This is a genomic window from Longimycelium tulufanense (assembly GCF_014645795.1).
Classification (GTDB): domain Bacteria; phylum Actinomycetota; class Actinomycetes; order Mycobacteriales; family Pseudonocardiaceae; genus Longimycelium; species Longimycelium tulufanense.
Map to the genome: position 1 here is coordinate 38,006 of NZ_BMMK01000031.1, position 19,529 is coordinate 57,534.

A 19,529-nucleotide genomic window follows, 5' to 3' on the forward strand; every position below is an offset into this window, starting at 1 on the left:
ACGGAGAGGGGGGTTCCTGTTCTGAACAGCAGGGAAACGGGCAGGCCAAGACCCGTGTACGCCTACTGCGTACAGGAGAATGTCACGGAGCCCAGGCCATCGAAAACACCGTCTTCACAGCGGACAGCACCAACCGCCTGTCAACGCAGGCTGGGGTCCGCGGGCAGAGAGCCCCGGAAGAACGGCTACTCGGCCTGGGATATAGGTCATCACCTCGAAGGACACGCCCACAGAGGGCAGGGAAAGAACCCGGCCATCATAATCGTCCGCCCGCCACTGAGGCGAACGGGTTTCCGGGCCGGCCACGATGGTCCCGGAGACTGGGGCAGTGGCCCGCGGAGCAGGGCGTCGGGCTGTACGGACGAGTGCTGGGACCACCTGCTGGAGGTGCGGGCTCACTGCTCTGGGACGGTGGGCGGTTCTGGTTCTGTTGGTCCCCCGGTAGGCGTCCCTCGACCGTGAGGTTCGGCGTAGGCGTTCGGGACAGCGGGCGGGCTGAGCACCCGAACGCCGGCCGGCGCGTAGGCTGGGGCTATCGAGGGTGTTTCGCACGTCGGCGTCGGTGTCGACGTCGTCCTCGGCGGACCACGGATGCCGGTTTGGGCCGGCCCCGGGGCAGGAGCGTCACCATGGCGTCCAAGTACACGCGGGAGAAGACCACCGGCCAGTTGGTGGTGTGGACGGAGCTCGTTCAGGCTCTCGACCAGCTCGACGCCGCTTGGCGGCAAGCTCGGGAGGCCGGGCCCCAGACCCGGGAGTCCGTGCAGTTGCCGGGCAACGTCGCCGTCGTCCTGGTCCAGGCTGCCGGGCGGGCGGCCGGTGCGCTGGCCGGTGTCGCGGAGGTCCTGGCGCAGCAGGGTGACAGCGGTGGCGCCTTCGAGGACCTGGCGGTCGCCCAGCAGCAGATCGCCGAGAAATGGCCTACCAGGAAGCAGCGACTCGCCACAGCCAGCACCTGATCAGCTCTCCCCGTGGTGACTCAGCCGCCTTGCGGCTACACAAGGTCGTAGGGTGAGCACGCTGCGTGCTCCCTGGTGTGGGCGGTTGATGTTGTCTCGTGTATCGCTGTCAGGTTCACGGCGGCGGATAGCGGCGGCTTGGCCCGGGTACCACGGTGACGTGACGGTTTGCGGACGTGCACGGTCCTTAGAGTCCTCCCGAGAGTGGTGATCATCATGGGGACGACCGGGGTCTCCCCGGCGGGTTCTCTCCGGGCCGGGCACGGCGGTGATTTCGCGGAGCTGGCCCGGCTGGTCAGGCGGGCGGGGTTGTTGCGGCGACGCTACGGGTACTACGCGGCGCGGATCGGCCCGGTACTCCTATGGCTCCGGCAGGGTGCAAAGTGCTGGCGTGTCGGCCCGGTGTGTCGTCGAATGCGCGACGGATGACCTGGTGTTACGCGGCCCGGGGCCTTGCACTCCTGAGCGCGCTCAGGAGTGCAAGGCCGTCATCCAAGATCAATTTGGCGGCGGCCGGCGTAGGCCAACGGCGTCAAGCACGCGCCGATGCCCGCGCATTGCCCCGACCCCGCCGACAAGCTGGGCTGAGCGACAAGGGGGCAGCCAACCACCTATCACCCGCGTCAACAACCTGCGGGCTACTACAGCTAGATCGCGGAGGCGATCGCGGCGAACTGGTCCTCCGTCAGGGTGACATCCGTGGCGCGGCAGTTTTCCTCGAGGTGCGCCATCGAGGTGGTGCCCGGGATCGGCAGCATGACCGGCGAGCGCCGCAACAGCCACGCCAGGGCGAGCTGGGAGGGCGTCGCTCCGGTCTCCTTTGCGATCTTGTCAAGGGGACCGGCCCCACCCGGCTTGGCCAGGTCGCCCACGGCGAGCGGGAACCACGGGATGAAGCCGATGCCCTCCCGCTGGCAATGGTCGAGAACCTCCTCGTGCTGCCGGTTGGTCAAGTTGTAGAGATTCTGCACCGACACGATCGGGGTGATCTTCCGTGCCTGCTCGATCTCGGAGACGCTCACCTCGGAAAGCCCGATGTGGCGGATCTTGCCTTCATCCCGCATCTCTTTCAGCACACCGACCTGGTCTTCCAGCGGAACCTGCGGGTCTATCCGGTGGAGTTGGTAGAGGTCGATGCGCTCGAGGCCGAGCCGGCGCAAGCTCATCGCAACGCACTGGCGGAGGTACTCGGGACGGCCCACCGGTGTCGACTCGTTCGGACCGGGACGCACGAGGCCACCCTTGGTGGCGATCGTCACGTGGTCGTAGGGATGCAGCGCCTCCCGGATGAGGTCCTCGACGACGTACGGTCCGTACGCGTCCGAGGTGTCCACGAGATCCACGCCGAGCTCGACGGCGCGACGCAGGATGCGGATGGCTTCGGTGCGGTCCGGCGGGTCCCCCCAAAATCCCGGGCCGGTTAGGCGCACGGTGCCGAACCCAAGGCGATTGACGGTCAAATCCCCGCCGAGGTCGTAAGTGAATTTTGTCATAGGACAAACCTTCCGATCATGTCGAAAGCACGTAGTAGGATCATCGCAAGACAGTGGACAGCGGGTCGTCGCTTCCCTGCTCCTGCGGGCTCATGTCGTGCCGGCTGGCGACGGGCAGGAGGTTTTCGGCCTCTTCGATGACGGCTTGCCCCGTCGCGTCGTGTGTGATTCTGCTGGCCAGCACCGGGTAGGACCGTCGCAGGGCCCCGAACGCCTCCGATACGGCGGTGAGATCCAGACGCCCCCGGACGCGGGTGGAGTAACCGACGTAGGCACCGGTCCTACCCATGAGTGCTTCGCTGGGAGCGAGAGGTCGAATAAGTACAGCTGACGACTGCATATCTGTTCTCCACATATTCGTATCCGGCTGACGAACCGGATCAGCAACCGACGATCGGACCGCGCCGTGCGTGCCCGGCCCGACTATCCGGATAGCGAAGTGATATCCCGGGCATTAGAAGGTGAGTACGGGGCGTCCACGGACGCCGCCGGCGGCGAGGTAGCGGTGTGCCGCAGCGGCGTGTTCGGCAGGAAACATTGTGGCGACCCGCAGGCTGAGCACGCCGGACTCGGCTTGGTCGCGTAGCCGGGTGAGAGTCGCGGTGTCGGTGAACCGATCCATGACCATGACGGAGGACCAGCGCACGCCCCGTTCGGTGGTGCCGCTGTGTGCGTCGAGGGAGACGATGGTTGCGCCGTCCCGCACAGCCGGTGCGACCGCATCGTCGAGCCCAGCCGCGTCGATCACGCCGTCGGCCCCGTGCGGCCGGAGCTGGCGCACGTGGTCGGCGAACCCGGTGCCGCGGGCCACGATGTGGTCGGCGCCGAGGCCGGCCACGAGGTCGCGGTCGCGGTCGGCGGCGTCGGCGATCACCGACAATCCGTCGGCCCGGGCCAGTTGGACGGCATAGCCGCCGACGGCACCGGCCGCGCCGGTGATCGCGACCGTCGTGCCGGGCGCGAGGTGCAGCGTGTCCAGGGCCATCCAGGCGGTCAACGCGTTCATCAGCAGGGTGGACGCTGCGATCAAGTCCGCGCCCGCGGGGGCGCGCACCACCGATTCCGCCGGCGCCACGACGTACTCGGCCTGCGCCCCTTCAGTCTTGCGTGGGGGCAGGAGCGCGATCACCTCCGTGCCCACGGCCAGGTTCGGCCGCACACCCTCACCCACCGCATCCACCACACCAACCGCGTCCAGTCCCACCACATAGACATCGGAAAGCGGCAACGCATCCGGAAAGCGCTGGTGGGCGGCGCCGGAGCGAATCTTCAAATCCCCCGGGTTGACAGCGGCGGCAGCGACCTTGATCCGCACCTGACCCGGACCCGGCTGCGGCTGCGGCAACTCCAGGACCCGCATCACTTCGGGCCCGCCGAACTCCGTGAAACCGACCGCTCGCATGGTTTCTCCCGCGCCCACCGTGACCCGCGACGAGCCACCACAAATATGACACTCTAAGAGTGACATATAAACGCGCAAAGTGATACTACATGAGTTACACCTCACACGAAGGGGTGGGAAGGAGGCCAGACATTGCCGGACCTGCGGTTTCCCGTACTCGGCCCGGGACTCCTACAGCTCCGGCCAGGTGCAAAGTAGGCGGCGTGGTCGCTGAACCTGGTGATGGTGGGGTCTGGCTAGCGTCCGGCCGGTGAAGCGGGATTGGGAGCCGGAGGAGCTGATCAGCCGTTGGACGCTGGTGGATGAGGACTGGCGGCTAGTGGGCAACAAGACCAGGGCGACCCGGTAGGGGTTCGCGCTGCTGTTGAAGTTCTTCGAGATCGAGGGACGGTTTCCGGGCTACCCGGAGGAGGGTCCCGGGCCAGGCGGTCGAGTTCGTAGCCGAGCTGGTGAAGGTCGATGCGGCGTTGTTCGCGAAGTACTCGTTCACCAGCCGGATCGCGAAATATCACCGCACCCAGATCCGGCGGGCATTGGGGTTCCGGCCAGCCACGGAGGCCGACGAGGCGCGGTGGGCGGGCTGGCTGGCCACCGAGGTGTGCCCGGTGGAGTCCGACCGCGGCCGGCTGGCGGCTGCGGTGCGGCGCCGCTGCCGCAGCGAGAAGGTCGAGCCCCCGGCGTTCGGCCAGGTGGAGCGGGCGGTCGCGTCGGCGGTGCGGATGTACCCGTCGGACTTCGCCGACTGCCCGGAGCCGGTGCGCTACACCCTGCTGGCGACGCTGTGCTGGGTGCGGCAGGCCGAGATCATCGACGCGCTGGTGGGGTTGTTGATCGACCTGGTGTGGCGGATCAACGCGCGCGCGGAGCGGCGGGTGGAAAAGGAGCTGATCGGGTCGCTGTCCTCGGTGCCGGGCAAGAAGACCATCTACGTGAAGATGCTCACCGCGGTGCTGGACCGGCCGGCGACACGGTGCGCGAGGCGGTGTATCCGGTGGTTCCTGGCGGGGAGCGCACTCTGCGGGCGCTGGTGAAGGAGCTGATGGCCAACGACCGGGTCGTGGCCGAGCGCATCCGCTACCAGCTTCGGGGCTCCTACTCGCACTACTACCGGCGGATGCTCGGCCCACTGTTGGGAGCGTTGACGTTTCGGTGCAACAACACCTCCTACCGGCCGGTGATGGACGCCGTCGAGCTGCTGGGCGCCTACGCCGATCGACCCAGCAAGGTCACCGTGTACGACCAGGGCGAGAAGGTGCCGATCGACGGGGTGGTCCCGAAGGCGTAGCAAGAGGCGGTCACCGACGCCCGGGGCCGGATCGAACGCATTCCGTATGAGCTGTGCGTGCTGATTGCGTTGCGGGACGCGCTGCGGCGGCGGGAGATCTGCGTGGACGGCGCGGGCCGGTGGCGCAACCCCGAGGAGGACGTGCCCGGCGACTTCGACGACAACCGGGACGTGCACTACGCCGCGCTGGGCAAGCCGCTGCAGGCCAAGGCGTTCGTCGCCGGCCTGCGGCGCCGCCTCACCGACGCGCTGGATCGGTGCAACACCGCCCTGGATCAGGGCACCACGGGTGGGGTGCGGATCGTGACCCGCCGCGGGCAGCCGTGGATCAGCGTGCCCAAGCTGGAGAAGCTTCCCGAGCCGCGCAACCTGGGGGCGATCAAGGCCGAGGTGGCTCGCCGCTGGGGCACGATCGACTTGCTGGACATCCTCAAGGACGCCGACTTCCTCACCGAGTTCACAGGTGAGTTCGTGTCGGTGGCCACCCGGGAGAAACTGCCCCGTGACGTGCTGCGCCGCCGGCTGCTGTTGTGCCTGTTCGCGCTGGGCACGAACATGGGCATCCGGGCGATCGTGGCCACCGGTGAGCACGGCCAGGACGAGGCCGCGCTGCGGCGGGTCCGCGCCTCCCACATCACCCGGGAGAACCTGCGGCGGGCGATCGTGCGGGTGGTCAACGAGACCTTGGCGGCGCGGGATGCGCGGTGGTGGGGGCAGGCCACCGCCACCGCCACCGCCTCGGATTCCAAGCGGTTCGGGGCGTGCGAGTCCAACCTGATGACCCAGTTTCACGCCCGCTACGGCGACTAGGGCGTGATGATCTACTGGCATGTCAAGCGCGGCCGGGTGTGCATCTACTCCCAGCTGAAGTCCTGCTCGTCGTCGGAGGTCGCGGCGATGATCGAGGGTTTGCTGCGGCACTGCACCGACGCCGAGATCGAGGCCAACTACACCGACACCCACGGTTCGTCGCTGGTCGGCTTTGCCTTCACCGAGCTGCTCGGCTTCCGGTTGCTGCCGCGGTTGAAGAACATCGGCGCGATCAAGCTCTACAGCCCCGGTCAAGCCCCCAACACCTGGCCGCATCTGGAGCGGGTGATCGTCAACCGGCCCATCAACTGGGACCTGATTGCCCATCAACTGGGACCTGATTGCCCAGCAGTACGACCAGATGGTCAAGTACGCCACCGCGTTGCGGCTGGGTACCGCCGAGGCTGAGCAGGTGCTGCGCCGCTTCACCCGCGGTAACGGCCCGAAGAACCCCACCTACCTGGCGTTGGAAGAACTCGGCCGGGTGGTGCGCACGATCTTCGCTTGCGACTTCGTCGCCTCCGAGGAGCTGCGCCGACAGATCCACACCGGGTTGCAGGTGGTGGAGAACTGGAATTCCGCCAACGAGGTCATCTTTTACGGCAAGGACAGCAAGCTCACCGGCGAGGACCGCGAACACCTCGAGGTCTCCATGCTCGCGTTGCACCTGTTGCAGTCCTGCCTGGTCTACATCAACACCCTGCTGCTGCAACGGGTCCTGGACGACCCGGCGTGGGCGGACACGCTCACCGACGCCGACCGGCGTGCCCTCAACCCGCTGGTCTGGTCGCATGTCAACCCCTACGGGCGTTTCCGCCTCGATATGGACCGCCGCCTCGACCTGGGCATAACCGGGCCAGGACCGACGTAGGGAGGGGCGTTCACGCCACGGCGGCGGCCAGCCGGCGCGCGCCGGGGTCGGTGCTGTGGCGGGCAGCATCGAGGGCGCGACGCAGGGTGGTGCGGCTGCGGGTGGAGCCGACCTCGTCGATGTAGGGCCACACCTGGGACGGCAGGCCGGAGGGGGTGTTTCGCGTTCACGAACAGACTCGTGAGTGCAACGTGCGTCCGACAGGCGCCTTTCTGGGTGATCAGGTAGACCGGGCAACAGTGCTCCATGGGCCTCATGCAGAAGATCAACTCCCACCCCGGGCGAGTGCGATCTTCTGCGGTGTCCGTCCAGGACCGGCCATTAAGAGCACGCTCTGGCCAAAGAGGATATTTATAGTCAATCTTTCTCGATGGCCGTGAGCCGGGTATCCCTTTCTACCCTCGATGGGGTTCCCCTGGGATGAGCCGAGGAGATGCTATGCGCACGCGCCATTCGACCTTGGTTGTCACGCTCGCCTCGGTAGCGGCGCTGACCGCGGGGGCGGCAAGTACCCAGGCCTATGCCGGGCCGAGCAACGACAGACCTGCGCCTGCGGTCAGAGAGGTGGCGCAGGGCCGCCAGGACGCGCCCGTCTCGGTGGATGTGGCGGGCCCGGTGCAGGTCAACTTCCGTGAGATCGTGTTGCCGCCGGGTAGTGGGACGGGGAAGCACTGCCACTACGGGCAGCTCATCGCCGTGGTGAAGCAGGGCACGTTCACCCACTACGCACCGATCTATCCGGGCGGTGTTCACCGCTACGTCGCGGGTGATTCCGTCGTTGAAGGCAGCGGCTACGTCCACGAGGGACGCAACGAGGGGAAGCAAGCCGTCGTCCTGTGGGTCACCTACGTGACCCCTGAGGGCAAGCCCCTGGCTGAAACCGACCTGACCAAGTGCTCATCACAGGGCGGGGGCTGATCGTTCTCGCGATTGCCTGACCTCGCACGGACGTAGTGTGCGGGCTGGTCGAGAACTCGACGGGGATCCTGATGTTGTCGCTGCTCGTTGGCGACCAAACCGCACGGACCTGTGGGCGCGCGTCGGCCCCGAAGCTGTTGTGGACGTGGTCGCGGTCCGGGCGTCAGCCACTGTGGCGTCCCGTGCGGTGGAAGGTTGGCGTGCGTGGTGAGGCCCCAAGCGATCCGACGGGCGAGGTTGCCGGGAAGTGGAGTGGCTGGTCCGGCAGCGCAGAGACGAGCAGTGGGGCGGTGCTGCTGTGCCCGGACGGTTTCGTCGCCTGGCGCGCCCGTGATGGTGAGAACCATCCGATGCGGACGCTGCGCGGTGTGCTGGAACGGCTCGGTCTCCGTCGCACCCATGGGGCGGCTATCCGTAGAGCGGCTCGATGGCCTTGTCAGCAACCTGAGTTAGGACCTTGAAGCAGCACATGGCCTCGGTCATCGTGTCCGCATCGAAATAGACTCTGCGGGGACCGACCTGCTCGACGGTGGGGATCAGGGCGGTGGCGGCGGCCAGGTGGGTGGCGTCGAACTCGACCTCGATGCGATGTGGGCGCCGGTCGGGTGTGGTGGCTCCGGCCGTGCCCATGGCGAGGCGGGCCGCCTCCTCGATCTCGGCCGCGGTACGGCGGGGTGGGGAGCACAGGGCGGCATACCGGCTGACCGCCGTCTTGACCGGGATCCGTCGCGCCCGGGGTGCGTAGTCGGCCGATTCCTGGCAGGTGCGGTCATCGCCGGTGACCAGCAGGACGGGGACCCCGTGCTCGGCAGCCAGGGCGGCGTTGAGCCGGCCCTCGCTGGCCGGGACCCCGTCCAGCCACACCCCGGTGATGGCGTTCTCCAGGTAGGTGTGGGCGAGCACGCCCTCGTCACCGGCACCGGTGTGGTAGCCGAGGAACACGACACCGTCGAGGCCGGCATCGATGCCTTCCATCATCGACAGCGGTTTGTGCCGGCCGGTGAGCATCCGCGCGTCCGGATCGAGGTCCTCCAGCAGCAGGTTGCGTTGGGTGGAGTGGGCCTCGTTGACGATCACCTCGGTGGCGCCGCCGGCCATCAGCCCCCGGACGCAGGCGTTGACGTCGCCGGTGAACAGCCGGCGGAACCGCTGCCACGGCTCGGTGCCGGGTTGGACATCGGCCGTCCAGGTCACGCCGGTGGCGCCCTCCATGTCCGCCGAGATCATGATGCGCACCCGGCCACGCTACGGAACACCCCGTCCCGGTGGAAGCACCTGAGCCGGGCGAACCATTGCTCGCATACCAACTGGTCGGTACGGTGCCCCTATGGCAGCGGACGTGCTCGTCGTCGACTTCGGCGGTGTTCTCACCACGCCGGTACCGCCCGCGGTCGCCGACTGGCTCACCAGCGACAACATCGACCCCAACATCTACCGGGAGGTGATGCGGGAGTGGCTGCTCGACGATCCAACGGGCGACTCTCCGGCACACCGCCTCGAAACAGGTGAATTGGCCCCGCCGGATTTCGAACGCCAGCTCGCCGCCCGGCTGCGCCACGTCGACGGAACCCCGGTGCCGGCCGCGGGCCTGCTGTCGCGCATGTTCGCCGCCCTGCGTACCGACGAGGACATGGTGCAGCTGCTCCGCCAGGTCCAGTCCGCCGGTGTCCGCACCGCCCTGCTGTCCAACAGCTGGGGCAACTCCTACCCCACGCAGCTGCTGGCCGAGCTGTTCGACCTGGTGGCGATCAGCAGCGAGATCGGCCTGCGCAAACCCGACCCGCAGAGCTACCAGTACGTCCTGGACCAGCTGGGGGTACGTGCCGCGCGGTGCGTGTTCGTCGACGACCTCCCTCCCAACGTCACCGCGGCGACCGCGCTGGGAATGGCCGGTGTGCTGCACGAGACCACCGCGCGTACCCGAACCGAGCTCGCCCGCCTACTCCCGATCCCGCGGGAGGTTTCGCGATGAGACCACCCGGAGTCGACCTCGACGCCCTGCGCTCCTATCTGGAGCGGACGCTACCCGGGCTGGTTTACGGCCCGCTGCACGCTGAGCTGATCCCCGGTGGCCGGTCGAACCTGACCTACCGGCTCACCGACGGCACCCACCGCTGGGTCCTGCGCCGACCACCCCTGGGCCACGTGCTGGCCACCGCCCACGACATGGGGCGCGAGCACCGCGTCCTCTCCGCCCTGTCCGGATCGCCCGTGCCGGTCCCGGGCACCGTCGCGTTGTGCACCGATGCCGACGTCCTCGGTGCCCCCTTCTATGTCATGGATGAGGTGCCCGGTGCCGTTCTGCGCGACCGGTCGGAGACCGAGCAGTTGGGAGCCGGGCGTGCCCGCGCGCTGTCGCATGCGCTGATCGACGTGCTCGCCGATCTCCACGCGGTGGACCCGCAGACGGTTGGGTTGGCCGATTTCGGTCGTCCCGAGGGATATCTGGTTCGCCAGGTCGCCCGCTGGCGCAAGCAGCTCGACGCCTCGCGCAGCCGCGAGTTGCCCGGCGTCGACGAACTGCACAGCCGGCTGGCCGGTTCCATCCCGCCCTCGCCTCGGCCCGCGATCGTGCATGGTGACTACCGGCTGGACAACGTCCTGGTCGACACCGGGACCGCCGCGATCACCGCAGTGCTGGACTGGGAGATGGCCACGCTGGGTGACCCGTTGGCCGACCTCGGGCTTTTCGTCGTCTATTGGGGTGGCCGTGACGCCGCCCTCGATCTGGTCACCGGTGCGGCGACCAGTGCGCCGGGGTTCCCGTCGAGTGCGGATCTGCTGGCTCGCTACGCCGAGCGCACCGGCACCGACCTGTCCCGCCTGGACTGGTACGTCGCCTTCGCCGAGTTCAAGCTCGCCGTGGTGCTGGAGGGCATCCACTTCCGGTACCGGCAGGGCAAAACGGTGGGGGCGGGTTTCGACCAGCTCGGCGAGTACGTCCCCACCCTGGTGGCCAGCGGTTTGGCAACCCTGAACGGAGAGCGTTGATGGACTTCGCCTTCGACGAGCGCACCGAGCAGCTGCGCGCCGAGCTCACCGACTTCCTCACCCGGCACGTGCTGCCCGCCGAACCCGCCTATGCCGCGCACGTGGCCGAGGGCGGGGGCTGGGACAGCCCGCCGGTGTTGGCCCAGTTGAAGTCCGAGGCGCGCCGCCGCGGGCTGTGGAACCTGTTCCTGCCCGACCGGCGGTTCGGGGCGGGTCTGACCAACCTGCAGTACGCGCCGTTGGCCGAGCTCACCGGCCGCAGTCCCGCACTGGCCCCGGAGGCGCTGAACTGTTCGGCCCCCGACACCGGGAACATGGAGCTGCTGGCCGGGTTCGGAACGCCCGAGCAGCAACAACAGTGGCTGCATCCGTTGCTGGCGGGGGACATCCGCTCGGCCTTCTGTATGACCGAACCCGAGGTTGCCTCTTCCGATGCCACCAACATCGCTACCCGGATTGAGCGGGACGGCGAGCACTACGTCATCAACGGCCGCAAGTGGTTCTCCTCGGGTGCGATGAGCCCACGGTGCGCGGTGTTCATTGTGATGGGTAAGACAGATCCGGATGCGGACCGCTACCGCCAGCAGAGCATGGTCCTGGTGCCGCGGGACACCCCGGGCGTGCACGTCAGGCGCGCGGTGACCGTGTTCGGTTTCACCGACCGCGCGCACGGGGGGCACGCCGAGATCGTGTTCCGGGACGTGCGGGTGCCGGTGGTCAATGTGCTCGGCGGTGAGGGGGAGGGCTTTGCCATCGCTCAGGCCCGGCTCGGCCCGGGTCGCATCCACCACTGCATGCGCCTGATCGGGATGGCCGAGCGCGCGTTGGAGCTGATGTGCCGGCGGGTCAGCGCCCGGGTGGCCTTCGGCAAGTCGCTGGCCGCCCAGGGTGTGATCGGGGAGTGGATCGCCGAGGCGCGGGTGCGGATCGAGCAGGCGCGGTTGCTGGTGCTCAAGACCGCGTGGCTGATGGACACAGTGGGCAACAGGGGAGCGCACACCGAGATCCAGGCCATCAAGATCGGCACGCCGGCGATGGCGGAGTGGGTCATCGACAAGGCGATCCAGGCGCACGGTGGTGCCGGGGTCAGCCAGGACTTCCCGCTGGCGATGCTGTGGACGCAGGCCCGCACCCTCCGGCTGGCGGACGGGCCGGACGAGGTCCACCGGATGTCGTTGGCGCGCAAGGAACTCAAGCGCTATCAGGGGTAGTGGCTGCCGGTCGGTGGCATTGCGGGCGGGTGTTGATCGCATCGAAGCGATGCCCGCATGTCCTAGATCAGCCGTTCGAGGTCGACGCGGAGCGGAAACGGCTCGGCGGTATCGAACACGCCGGTGACGTCGTTCCCGTCGATGTAGCCCAGCTCATCGGTGAGGTGGTAGGCGGCGACCGAAACGGGCTCGTCAAGGCTGATGATCCAGTAGTGGGGGACGCCAGCGTTGGCGTACTCGCTGTGTTTGGTTTTGCGAACGGTGCGTTCGGATCCTGGGGGCAGGATCTCGACGATAACGGCGACTTCGGCCGCGCGGGTAATGCCGCCGTGGCCGCGGATACGTTGCCGTGCCGTGCGGTTGACGATGATCAGGTCAGGTCGGCGGACGGTGCCTGGTTCGTCGGGTGGGGCGAGTTCGAGATCGACATCCACATCGGTGATCACCTCGAACTGTTCGGGTACCTGGCCGTCGAGTTGGTTGGCCAACATGCGGCCGGCGTGTTGGTGGTCGGGGACGGGCGACGGCGACATCAGCAGGCGGCCAACTTGCAGTTCGGTGTATCCGGACGGTGGGACTCCGAGTGCGAGGTAGTCCTCGACCGTGAGGAGGTGGTCGATGGTGGCGGGGATGCTCACGCGGCGCGCTCCGTGTCGTCACGGTTGGTGGTGTCGGGTCGGCGCGGCCGGGTCGCGCCCGGCTTACGGCAGTACCAGCGGACGAACTCGACGAGGACTTCGTTACGGCGTCCCTTGCCGGTGGCGCGTTCGAATTCGACCCAGAGATCTCGGTCGACACGCATGGTGACAGTCGGCGTCTTGCCGGTGGCTGGCCTCGGCATGGCTGGATCCTCTCCTGTGTTACTGCATACGCAGCATAACACGTATCTGCATGTGCATAAAGGGGGGCGAAGGGGGAGCGAGCCGACCGGTCTGCTACTGGCCACGAACGCGCCGGAGCGCGCGGGTCCTCGGCGTCAACGCAGGGCGGGTTCGGTGAGCGTGAGGGTTCCGACGTCGGCGTCCATCCGTGCGCGCACGCCCAAAGGGATGGTGAGTGCTGCCGCGCAGTGTCCGAAACCCAGCTCCCACACCACGGGCACGCCCACGCTCGCCAGGCGTTCGACGAGCGTGGCGCGCACTGCCTCCGGCGGGCCGCAGTCGGTCCACGACCCGAGGGCGATGCCGGCCACCTGCTCGCACCATCCGGCGGCCAGCAGCTGGGTGAGCATGCGGTCGAGCCGGTAGGTCTCCTCGCCGACCTCCTCCAGCATCAGCAGCGCACCGGTTGGAGGGGGCGCGAGGCCAGGGTTACCGATACTGGCGGCCAACAAGGAGAGCGTGCCGCCGTACAGCAGTCCCTCGGCCCGACCCGGGACCAGTGCTGTGGTGTGGGGTTGCCGCAACACCAGCGTCTGTTCCGGGTGGAACAGCGTGCGACGGAGGTGGTCGGCGGCACGGGGATCGTCGACGAAGCCGCGGGTGGCGATCATCGGAGCGAACAACGTGACGATTTGCAGACGGTGGTCGAAGGCGACATGCAGTGCGGTGAGATCGCTGGAGCCCGCCAGGATCTTCGGCCGGGCTCGGGCCATCGCCGCCCAGTCGAGACGCGCCAGCAGGCGTTGGCTGCCGTAGCCGCCGCGGGCGCAGAACACCGCGGCGATGGTGGGATCGCACCAGGCGCGTTGCAGATCCGCGGCCCGGCCCTGGTCGGTACCGGCCAGATAGCCCAGGTTGGGATGGCGGTCGAGCACGTGTCGGCCGACCTCGACGTGCAGGCCCCAGTCCCGCAGGATGCCCACGCCTGCCTCGAGCAGGTCGGGCTGCACCGGTCCGGCCGGCGCGACGACCGCGACCCGGTCGCCGGGTCGGAGCCGATCCGGTCGGCGCGGCCGGGTCACGTCTCACCGTTCCCGCGTCGTTGCCTCGGTACGCGCTGCCACTGGCCTGGCGCGCGCACCGAAGATGAGCGCGGTGACGGGGAGCCGATCGGACACGGGCGCGAGATCCTCCTCGTCGGCGGAGCGGCGATCACCGCCACATCAACGGAACTGCTCCTGGGCTTAGGACTGCAGCTTGATGGGAGAGATCCCGGGTGGCTGGAAGCCGAGGATCTGCCCGTAGAAGGACAGTTCGGCTTCCAGCGCCGCCACGATGGTCTCAGCGCGGCGCCACCCGTGCTGTTCGCCGGCGAAGGTGAGGTAGGCGTGCGGGATGTCGCGCCCGGCGAGTGCGGCCACGAACCGTTCGCACTGCTCCGGCGGACAGATCTCGTCCTCCAAGCCTTGCAGCAACAGGATCGGCCCGGTCAGCTGATCGACGCGGTTGACCGGGGACCGCTGGAGGTAGCGGTCGCGTGTCTCGGGCAACGGCCCCACCAGGCCGTCCAGGTATCGGGATTCGAAGTCGTGGGTTTCGCCGCCCTCGGCCCACCCCGACAGGTCGAGGATGGGGAACATCGCGGTGCCGCACCGGTAGGTGTGCACCGAGGTCAGCGAGGCGGCCGTGGTCCAGCCGCCGGCGCTACCCCCGCGAACGACCAGCCGCTGCGGGTCGGCGCTGCCTTCGGCGGCCAGTTGTTCGGCGACCGCGGCGCAGTCGGCGACGTCGACCACGCCCCACTGCCCGCGCAACCGCTCCCGGAAGGCGCGGCCGTAGCCGGTGGAGCCGCCGTAGTTGACCGCCACCACGCCGATGCCACGGCTGGTGAAGTAGGCGGTCTCCAGGTCGAGGATCCCGAGCACGTGCCCGGTCGGGCCGCCGTGGACGTGGACCAGGTAGGGCGGTAGCTCCCCGTCGGGGGCCTCATGGTCGGGGTTGGTGGGTGGATAGACGTAGGCGGGGATCGACTCCCCGTCGGGGCCGTGGAACACCCGGTGCTGCGGTTCGGGGACGTAACGCGGATCGGGCAGGCCGGGTGGTTGCGTGAGCAGCTCGGTGAGCGTGCCGGTGGCCAGGTCCAGGTGGGCGACCGTGGCGTGGTGGCGTGGCCCGAACGCGGTGCTGGCCAGCGCCGCGCCGTCGCTGGCCAGCGTGGACCCCCACACCGGGAGGCGGAGGTCGAGAGCGGTGACGGTGCCGGCCGCCTCGTCGAACACGGCCAGTCTGTTGCGGCGCAGCACCGCGTACCGGCCGGCGTCGATCCGGGTGAACCAGCGGTTGCCCAGCCGCCACATGGGACCGCCCCATTCCTCGGCGCACGCGTGGAGGTTGGTGACGGTGCCGTCCAGGCTGATGCGGTGGAGGTTCCACCAGCCGCCGGGGTCGGTGAGGGCGACGAGGGTGTCCGGGCCGTCCCACTCGGCCTGGCAGACCGCCTCGGTGGGGCCGCCGACGAGCACCCGGTGGTGGCCGAGCCCGTCGTCGGTGATCTCGGCGACGCACAGCTCGGTGCCGTCCCAGGGCATCTGCGGGTGGTTCCAGCCCAGCCAGGCCAGGTGGCGCCCGTCCGGGCTGGGCCTGGGGCCGGCCAGGAAGTGGTGGCTGGTGGACAGCACCCGGACCGCGGTGGGGTCGGTGGCGGCGAGGCCGGACAGCGGCAGCGCGACCAGGGCGCGGAGGATGTCGGTGCGGTGTGGCCCGGTGGTCGTCTCCCGGATGCACCACAGCTCCGAGCCGTCCGGGGAGGGGGTCGGTTCGGCGTAGCGGTGGCCGTGGTGGCGGTGTGGCCCGGTGGTGGTCGGGTCCGGGCTGAGCGGGGTGGGCGCCGCGGTCGGATCGGCCGGGTCGAGCAGGTACAGGCGCTGGTCGTCCCAGTGGGTGAAGGCGATGTGTGGGCCGGTGGGGGTGGGCACGAGGGTCCAGGGGCGGCCGCCGTACTCGTGGACCCGGTTGCGGGCGTTCCACGGCGCGGGCAACACCTCCCGGGCGGGTTCGCCCGGGGCGGCGCGCAGCAGGGTGACCCGGCCCTGTTGCTCCGGTCGGGTTTCGGCCCACCAGACGACGCCGTCGTGCAGTTCGACCCACTGCGGCTGGCAGGCGGCCGAGGCGACGTCGGTAGCGCTGATCGGAGAGGTCCAGGCTCCGTGCGGGGTGATCATGGCCACGGGCCGCAGCCTAGTGCGCCGGCCCGGTCGGTGCGGTGGTGTGCGGCGAAGAACGCCCGGTGTGCCGCGAGGCCACCTTCGGCACCCGTGACGGTGTGATCCGGTCGGCTGCACCCTCTGCGGGGTGAGGCTCAGCGCCCGCGACGACGACCGTGAACCTTGGTGCACGAAGGCCGAGGTGAGCCGACGGGTGCCGGTCTGGCGGACGTGCCGGCCGTGCTACAGCGGGCGGGACCATTCCTGGCGCAGGAATCGCTGGCCGAACCGTTCTCGGGGCTCGGCCTGGGTCGGCTGGAAGCCGGCGCGCCGGGCCAGGCGGGCGCCGGCCTCGAGGATGTCGGCGGTGCACATCGTCATGCGCTGGTAGCCGGCGTGGCGGGCGAAGCGCACGCATTCCTCCACCAGCGCGGTACCGATGCCGTGGCCCCGTGCGGTGGGCTCGACGAGTAGCAGGGCGAGCGTGGCGGTGGTGGCGTCCACGGCGGTGCAGAACACACTGCCCACCGGCTGGCCATCCAGCTCGGCGATCCAGGCCGCCTCCCGCCGGAGGTCGCGGCGCTGCAGGAAGTCGGCCACGAGGCGGGCCACGGCCACCTCGAAGGTCTCGTCCCAGCCGTGGTCGCGGGCATACAGGGCGGCGTGCCGGTGCACGACCCAGCCGTAGTCGCCGCTGCGGGGTGGACGCAGCGTCACCGGCGTGGGCGCGGCGCGGCCCTCGGGGTCACCCAGCAGGGTCTGGATCGTGGTCATTGCGGCGATGACCTGGCGCTGTTGGGGCTCGTCCAGGGGTTCCAGCAGGCCCCGCACCTGCCGCGCGGAGCGGGTGTCGAGCTCGGCGTAGGTGGCGGTGCCGCGGTCGGTGAGCCGGATGACCTGGCGGCGCCCGTCGAGGCGGGAGCGTTCGCGCGCTACCAGCCCGGCGCTTTCGAAGCGGGCGAGCAGGCGGCTGAGGTAGCCGGCGTCGATGTCGAGCGTGCGGCGCAGTTCGGCGACCTCGGTGTGCTCGCGTTGGGCCAGCTCGTAGAGCACACGTGCCTCGGTGAGGGAGTAGGCGGTGCCGAGCATCCCGTTGCGCAGCACGCCGATGACGTTGGTGTAGAAGCGGTTGAACGCGCGGACCATGGCGACGCGGACGTCCGGAACTGCCACCTGATCGTCTCCTGCTTACCGGAACGATTGACGCGGGCAACGTAGTGCGCGGGGTGTGACGGCGGCAACGGTGGTGTCCGCTCAGGGCGTACACGTTCCGGCGTGGCCACGCCCCGCCCAGGCGTGCCTTGCGCACCCCGGTGGCCTAGGGTCGAACTGCCATGGCTCGCGTTATCCATGTCTTCCGCCGCCCCGACCGGTTCGTCGCCGGGACCGTCGGGCAACCCGGCGACCGCGTCTTCTACCTCCAGGCCACCGAGGCCGCCCGCACGGTCAGTGTGCTGTTGGAGAAACAGCAGGTGGCCGTGCTGGCCGAGCGGCTGGGTGCGTTGCTGGACGAGGTGCGGCAGCGGTTCGGCGCCGAGGTGCCCTCCACCGCGCCCGAGGAGGAGGTCGACACCGGCCCGCTGGAGGTGCCGGTGGACGAGGAGTTCCGGGTCGGCACGATGGGGCTGGGCTGGGATGCCGAGAGCAGTGCGGTGGTGGTCGAGCTGCTGGCGATCACCGAGGAGGAGGTCGACGAGTCGGTGGTGCTCGACGACACCGAGGAGGGCCCGGACGCGGTGCGGGTGTTCCTCACCCCGGGGCAGGCGCGGGCGTTCGCCGAGCGGGCGGAGCGGGTGGTGGCCGCGGGACGTCGGCCGTGCCCGCTGTGCGCCGAGCCGCTGGATCCCGCCGGCCACATCTGCCCGCGGCAGAACGGCTACCGGCGGGTGGAGACCGAGGCGAGCTGAGGCGGCGTGCACCCGAGCGACCCGGCCGCGCCTGTGCTGGTGCGGCATGGCCGGCTGGAGGTGCGGGGCCGGTTGGTGGACGCCTCCAACGCCACCCTGCTGTGCGGGGTAAGCCTGGATGGGGTGAACGCGCAGGTCGTCTACAAGCCGGTGCGGGGCGAGCGGCCGCTGTGGGACTTCCCCGACGGCACGCTGGCCGGCCGGGAGGTGGCCACCTACCTGGTGTCGGAAGCGATGGGGTGGGGCCTAGTGCCGCCGACGGTGTTGCGGGAAGGCCCCTTCGGGCCGGGCATGGTGCAGCTGTGGGTGGACACCGAGCACGAGCACGAGCTGGTAGACGTGGTCACCCCGGAGCGCGCGCCGCAGGGGTGGCGGGTGGTGTTGCGGGCGTTGGACCGTTTCGGTGACCCGGCGGTGTTGGTGCACGCCGATCATCCGGCGTTGCAGCGGATGGCGGTGTTGGACGCGGTGGTCAACAACGCCGACCGCAAGGGCGGCCACGTGTTGCACGGGGCCGACGGCGCGGTCTACGGGGTGGACCACGGGATCTGCCTACACGCCGACGACAAGCTGCGCACGGTGTTGTGGGGGTGGCTGGGGGAGGAGCTGCCCGAGGATGCGGTGGCGGTGCTGCGCCGGGTGCGGGAGCACCTGGCCGGTGCGTTGGGGCAGGCACTGGTCGAGCACCTGACCCGCAAGGAGGTGCTGGCGGTGTCCGAACGGGTGCGGCGGCTCCTGGACGCCGCGGCGTTCCCGCATCCGGCGACCGACCGGCCCACCATTCCTTGGCCCGCATTCTGACCATGTAATTCGACTATCACCCGTAATGCCCTCTCTTCCGCTTGTCGGGTAGGTTTGTCGACATTTCTCGTTTCACCCCATCGGTCGACGTCCTCCATTTGCCGAGCACTGGCATTGGCCCCATCCTGATCCACAACCTGTCAGGAAAAGAAAGATCGGAATCGATACCGGGAGTCCGGCGTAAACAATCACGGCGGACGTGTTGGCCAGTCGACCCGAGGCGTGTGACGACCTCGAACGAACGGCCCCGCCACGGAGCACCGGTGGCCAGGAGAAGTCGTCCTCTGGTGCGAACCAGGAGGGTTAACCATGCGAACAGTGCGTAGGACCAGGCTGGGATGGCTGGCCGCGGTGCTCATCGCGGCGCTGGCCGCGGTTCTGGCCGGCCCCAGCGGGGCCGGTGTCGCGGGCCAACCGCAACCCCGGTCACCGGCCGAACAGCGGGTCGCGGCAATCGCGCAGTCGACCAAACAGGCGGCCAATGCCTGCGACCACCTCACCCGGTCGCTGAACACGCTGGACAAGGACCTGGCGAATCCGCAGTCCGGGATCACGGTCACCGGAGAGGCCAAGGAAGGCGTGCTGAAGGCCCGCGAGATCATCGTCAAGATGAAGGAGCAGGCCTGCACCGCGGAGAAGCCGGACCAGGAGGCGGCGCAGCCGCCGCTGGGGCTGGACCTGATCGGCCAGCTGCTCGGCGTGCTGTGCGCCCTGCCGATTCTCGGCTCACTGGTCGGCGCGGTTGTCGGGTTGCTGACGGGTCTGCCGTTCCTCGGTGACCTGCTGGCAAGCCTCCTGCCTACGTGCAAGAGGGCCAGCGGGGCGCCGCCGGGGTCCTGACCGGCTGACGGGAGTGT

At 69.2% G+C, this 19,529-nt stretch carries 22 protein-coding genes and 1 pseudogene; 13 read left to right on the top strand and 10 right to left on the bottom strand.

Annotated features, from left to right (window positions below; all coding sequences use genetic code 11):
- The first annotated feature begins 629 nt into the window (after positions 1-629).
- Together IEY55_RS24755 and IEY55_RS32225 are read left to right on the top strand one after the other, a co-directional pair.
- Positions 630-959 (top strand): hypothetical protein, encoded by a 330-nt coding sequence (locus IEY55_RS24755; RefSeq protein ID WP_189060943.1) that lies wholly within the window; start codon positions 630-632, stop codon positions 957-959.
- Positions 960-1,175: 216 nt separating this feature from the next.
- Positions 1,176-1,388 (top strand): hypothetical protein, encoded by a 213-nt coding sequence (locus IEY55_RS32225; protein ID WP_229686727.1) that lies wholly within the window; start codon positions 1,176-1,178, stop codon positions 1,386-1,388.
- 218 nt (positions 1,389-1,606) lie between these two features.
- Here the strand turns inward: IEY55_RS32225 and IEY55_RS24765 are convergent, their stop codons facing one another.
- The 3 genes from IEY55_RS24765 to IEY55_RS24775 all read right to left on the bottom strand — a co-directional run bounded on the left by IEY55_RS24765 (position 1,607) and on the right by IEY55_RS24775 (position 3,854).
- On the bottom strand, positions 1,607-2,452 hold the full coding sequence (locus tag IEY55_RS24765) for an aldo/keto reductase (protein WP_189060944.1): 846 nt from the start codon (positions 2,450-2,452) through the stop codon (positions 1,607-1,609).
- A gap of 40 nt (positions 2,453-2,492) precedes the next feature.
- Positions 2,493-2,741: a hypothetical protein gene (locus tag IEY55_RS24770; RefSeq protein WP_189060945.1), complete on the bottom strand. Its 249-nt coding sequence runs from the start codon at positions 2,739-2,741 to the stop codon at positions 2,493-2,495.
- A gap of 165 nt (positions 2,742-2,906) precedes the next feature.
- Positions 2,907-3,854 (bottom strand): NADP-dependent oxidoreductase, encoded by a 948-nt coding sequence (locus tag IEY55_RS24775; RefSeq protein WP_189060946.1) that lies wholly within the window; start codon positions 3,852-3,854, stop codon positions 2,907-2,909.
- Positions 3,855-4,303: 449 nt separating this feature from the next.
- Here IEY55_RS24775 and IEY55_RS32230 point away from each other — a divergent pair, with 449 nt between their 5' ends.
- The 4 genes and pseudogenes from IEY55_RS32230 (at position 4,304) to IEY55_RS32640 (ending at position 6,820) form a co-directional block, all read left to right on the top strand.
- Positions 4,304-4,885 (top strand): DUF4158 domain-containing protein, encoded by a 582-nt coding sequence (locus tag IEY55_RS32230; RefSeq protein ID WP_229686728.1) that lies wholly within the window; start codon positions 4,304-4,306, stop codon positions 4,883-4,885.
- An 8-nt stretch (positions 4,886-4,893) separates the two neighbouring features.
- Positions 4,894-5,139 carry a hypothetical protein gene (locus tag IEY55_RS32235; protein ID WP_229686729.1) on the top strand — a complete coding sequence of 82 codons (246 nt, stop codon included), beginning with the start codon at positions 4,894-4,896 and terminating at the stop codon, positions 5,137-5,139.
- A 333-nt stretch (positions 5,140-5,472) separates the two neighbouring features.
- A pseudogene (locus IEY55_RS32635) lies at positions 5,473-6,357 on the top strand (Tn3 family transposase).
- Positions 6,269-6,820: a Tn3 family transposase gene (locus IEY55_RS32640; RefSeq protein ID WP_268239354.1), complete on the top strand. Its 552-nt coding sequence runs from the start codon at positions 6,269-6,271 to the stop codon at positions 6,818-6,820. Before IEY55_RS32635 ends, IEY55_RS32640 begins: the two are co-directional and overlap by 89 nt.
- A gap of 10 nt (positions 6,821-6,830) precedes the next feature.
- On the opposite strand, the gene IEY55_RS32645 is transcribed toward IEY55_RS32640, so the two are convergent.
- The gene (locus IEY55_RS32645) at positions 6,831-6,953 is read right to left on the bottom strand and encodes a hypothetical protein (protein ID WP_268239355.1); all 123 of its coding nucleotides are present in this window, start codon (positions 6,951-6,953) and stop codon (positions 6,831-6,833) included.
- A 305-nt stretch (positions 6,954-7,258) separates the two neighbouring features.
- Here IEY55_RS32645 and IEY55_RS24785 point away from each other — a divergent pair, with 305 nt between their 5' ends.
- Positions 7,259-7,738, top strand: a complete 480-nt coding sequence (locus IEY55_RS24785; protein ID WP_189060947.1) for a cupin domain-containing protein — start codon at positions 7,259-7,261, stop codon at positions 7,736-7,738.
- Between the two features lie 408 nt (positions 7,739-8,146).
- On the opposite strand, the gene IEY55_RS24790 is transcribed toward IEY55_RS24785, so the two are convergent.
- A complete protein-coding gene (locus IEY55_RS24790; protein WP_189060948.1) occupies positions 8,147-8,974 on the bottom strand; it encodes a M55 family metallopeptidase in 828 nt (275 codons plus the stop codon).
- 91 nt (positions 8,975-9,065) lie between these two features.
- On the opposite strand from IEY55_RS24790, the gene IEY55_RS24795 reads away from it, so the two are divergent.
- Genes IEY55_RS24795 through IEY55_RS24805 form a run of 3 tightly spaced genes read left to right on the top strand, consistent with a single transcriptional unit; the run spans position 9,066 to position 11,940 of the window.
- The gene (locus tag IEY55_RS24795; RefSeq protein ID WP_189060949.1) at positions 9,066-9,710 is read left to right on the top strand and encodes an HAD family hydrolase; all 645 of its coding nucleotides are present in this window, start codon (positions 9,066-9,068) and stop codon (positions 9,708-9,710) included.
- Positions 9,707-10,729 (top strand): phosphotransferase family protein, encoded by a 1,023-nt coding sequence (locus tag IEY55_RS24800; protein ID WP_189060950.1) that lies wholly within the window; start codon positions 9,707-9,709, stop codon positions 10,727-10,729. The genes IEY55_RS24795 and IEY55_RS24800 overlap by 4 nt, the downstream gene beginning before the upstream one ends.
- Complete coding sequence (locus IEY55_RS24805) at positions 10,729-11,940, top strand: acyl-CoA dehydrogenase family protein (RefSeq protein ID WP_189060951.1); 1,212 nt, start codon at positions 10,729-10,731, stop codon at positions 11,938-11,940. The genes IEY55_RS24800 and IEY55_RS24805 overlap by 1 nt, the downstream gene beginning before the upstream one ends.
- Before the next feature lie 62 nt (positions 11,941-12,002).
- Here the strand turns inward: IEY55_RS24805 and IEY55_RS24810 are convergent, their stop codons facing one another.
- The 5 genes from IEY55_RS24810 to IEY55_RS24830 form a co-directional block, all read right to left on the bottom strand.
- Positions 12,003-12,578 carry a Uma2 family endonuclease gene (locus IEY55_RS24810; protein WP_189060952.1) on the bottom strand — a complete coding sequence of 192 codons (576 nt, stop codon included), beginning with the start codon at positions 12,576-12,578 and terminating at the stop codon, positions 12,003-12,005.
- The gene (locus IEY55_RS24815) at positions 12,575-12,781 is read right to left on the bottom strand and encodes a hypothetical protein (protein WP_189060953.1); all 207 of its coding nucleotides are present in this window, start codon (positions 12,779-12,781) and stop codon (positions 12,575-12,577) included. Before IEY55_RS24815 ends, IEY55_RS24810 begins: the two co-directional genes overlap by 4 nt.
- A gap of 135 nt (positions 12,782-12,916) precedes the next feature.
- Positions 12,917-13,843: a S66 peptidase family protein gene (locus tag IEY55_RS24820; protein WP_189060954.1), complete on the bottom strand. Its 927-nt coding sequence runs from the start codon at positions 13,841-13,843 to the stop codon at positions 12,917-12,919.
- Between the two features lie 162 nt (positions 13,844-14,005).
- Positions 14,006-15,988: a prolyl oligopeptidase family serine peptidase gene (locus tag IEY55_RS24825; RefSeq protein ID WP_189060955.1), complete on the bottom strand. Its 1,983-nt coding sequence runs from the start codon at positions 15,986-15,988 to the stop codon at positions 14,006-14,008.
- A 219-nt stretch (positions 15,989-16,207) separates the two neighbouring features.
- On the bottom strand, positions 16,208-17,137 hold the full coding sequence (locus tag IEY55_RS24830) for a helix-turn-helix domain-containing GNAT family N-acetyltransferase (RefSeq protein ID WP_229686730.1): 930 nt from the start codon (positions 17,135-17,137) through the stop codon (positions 16,208-16,210).
- A gap of 161 nt (positions 17,138-17,298) precedes the next feature.
- On the opposite strand from IEY55_RS24830, the gene IEY55_RS24835 reads away from it, so the two are divergent.
- From IEY55_RS24835 to IEY55_RS24845, 3 genes are all read left to right on the top strand, one after another.
- Positions 17,299-17,871: a DUF3090 domain-containing protein gene (locus IEY55_RS24835; RefSeq protein WP_189060956.1), complete on the top strand. Its 573-nt coding sequence runs from the start codon at positions 17,299-17,301 to the stop codon at positions 17,869-17,871.
- Between the two features lie 6 nt (positions 17,872-17,877).
- Positions 17,878-18,672 carry an SCO1664 family protein gene (locus IEY55_RS24840; RefSeq protein ID WP_189060957.1) on the top strand — a complete coding sequence of 265 codons (795 nt, stop codon included), beginning with the start codon at positions 17,878-17,880 and terminating at the stop codon, positions 18,670-18,672.
- Between the two features lie 309 nt (positions 18,673-18,981).
- On the top strand, positions 18,982-19,512 hold the full coding sequence (locus IEY55_RS24845; protein ID WP_189060958.1) for a hypothetical protein: 531 nt from the start codon (positions 18,982-18,984) through the stop codon (positions 19,510-19,512).
- The last annotated feature ends 17 nt before the right edge of the window (positions 19,513-19,529 follow it).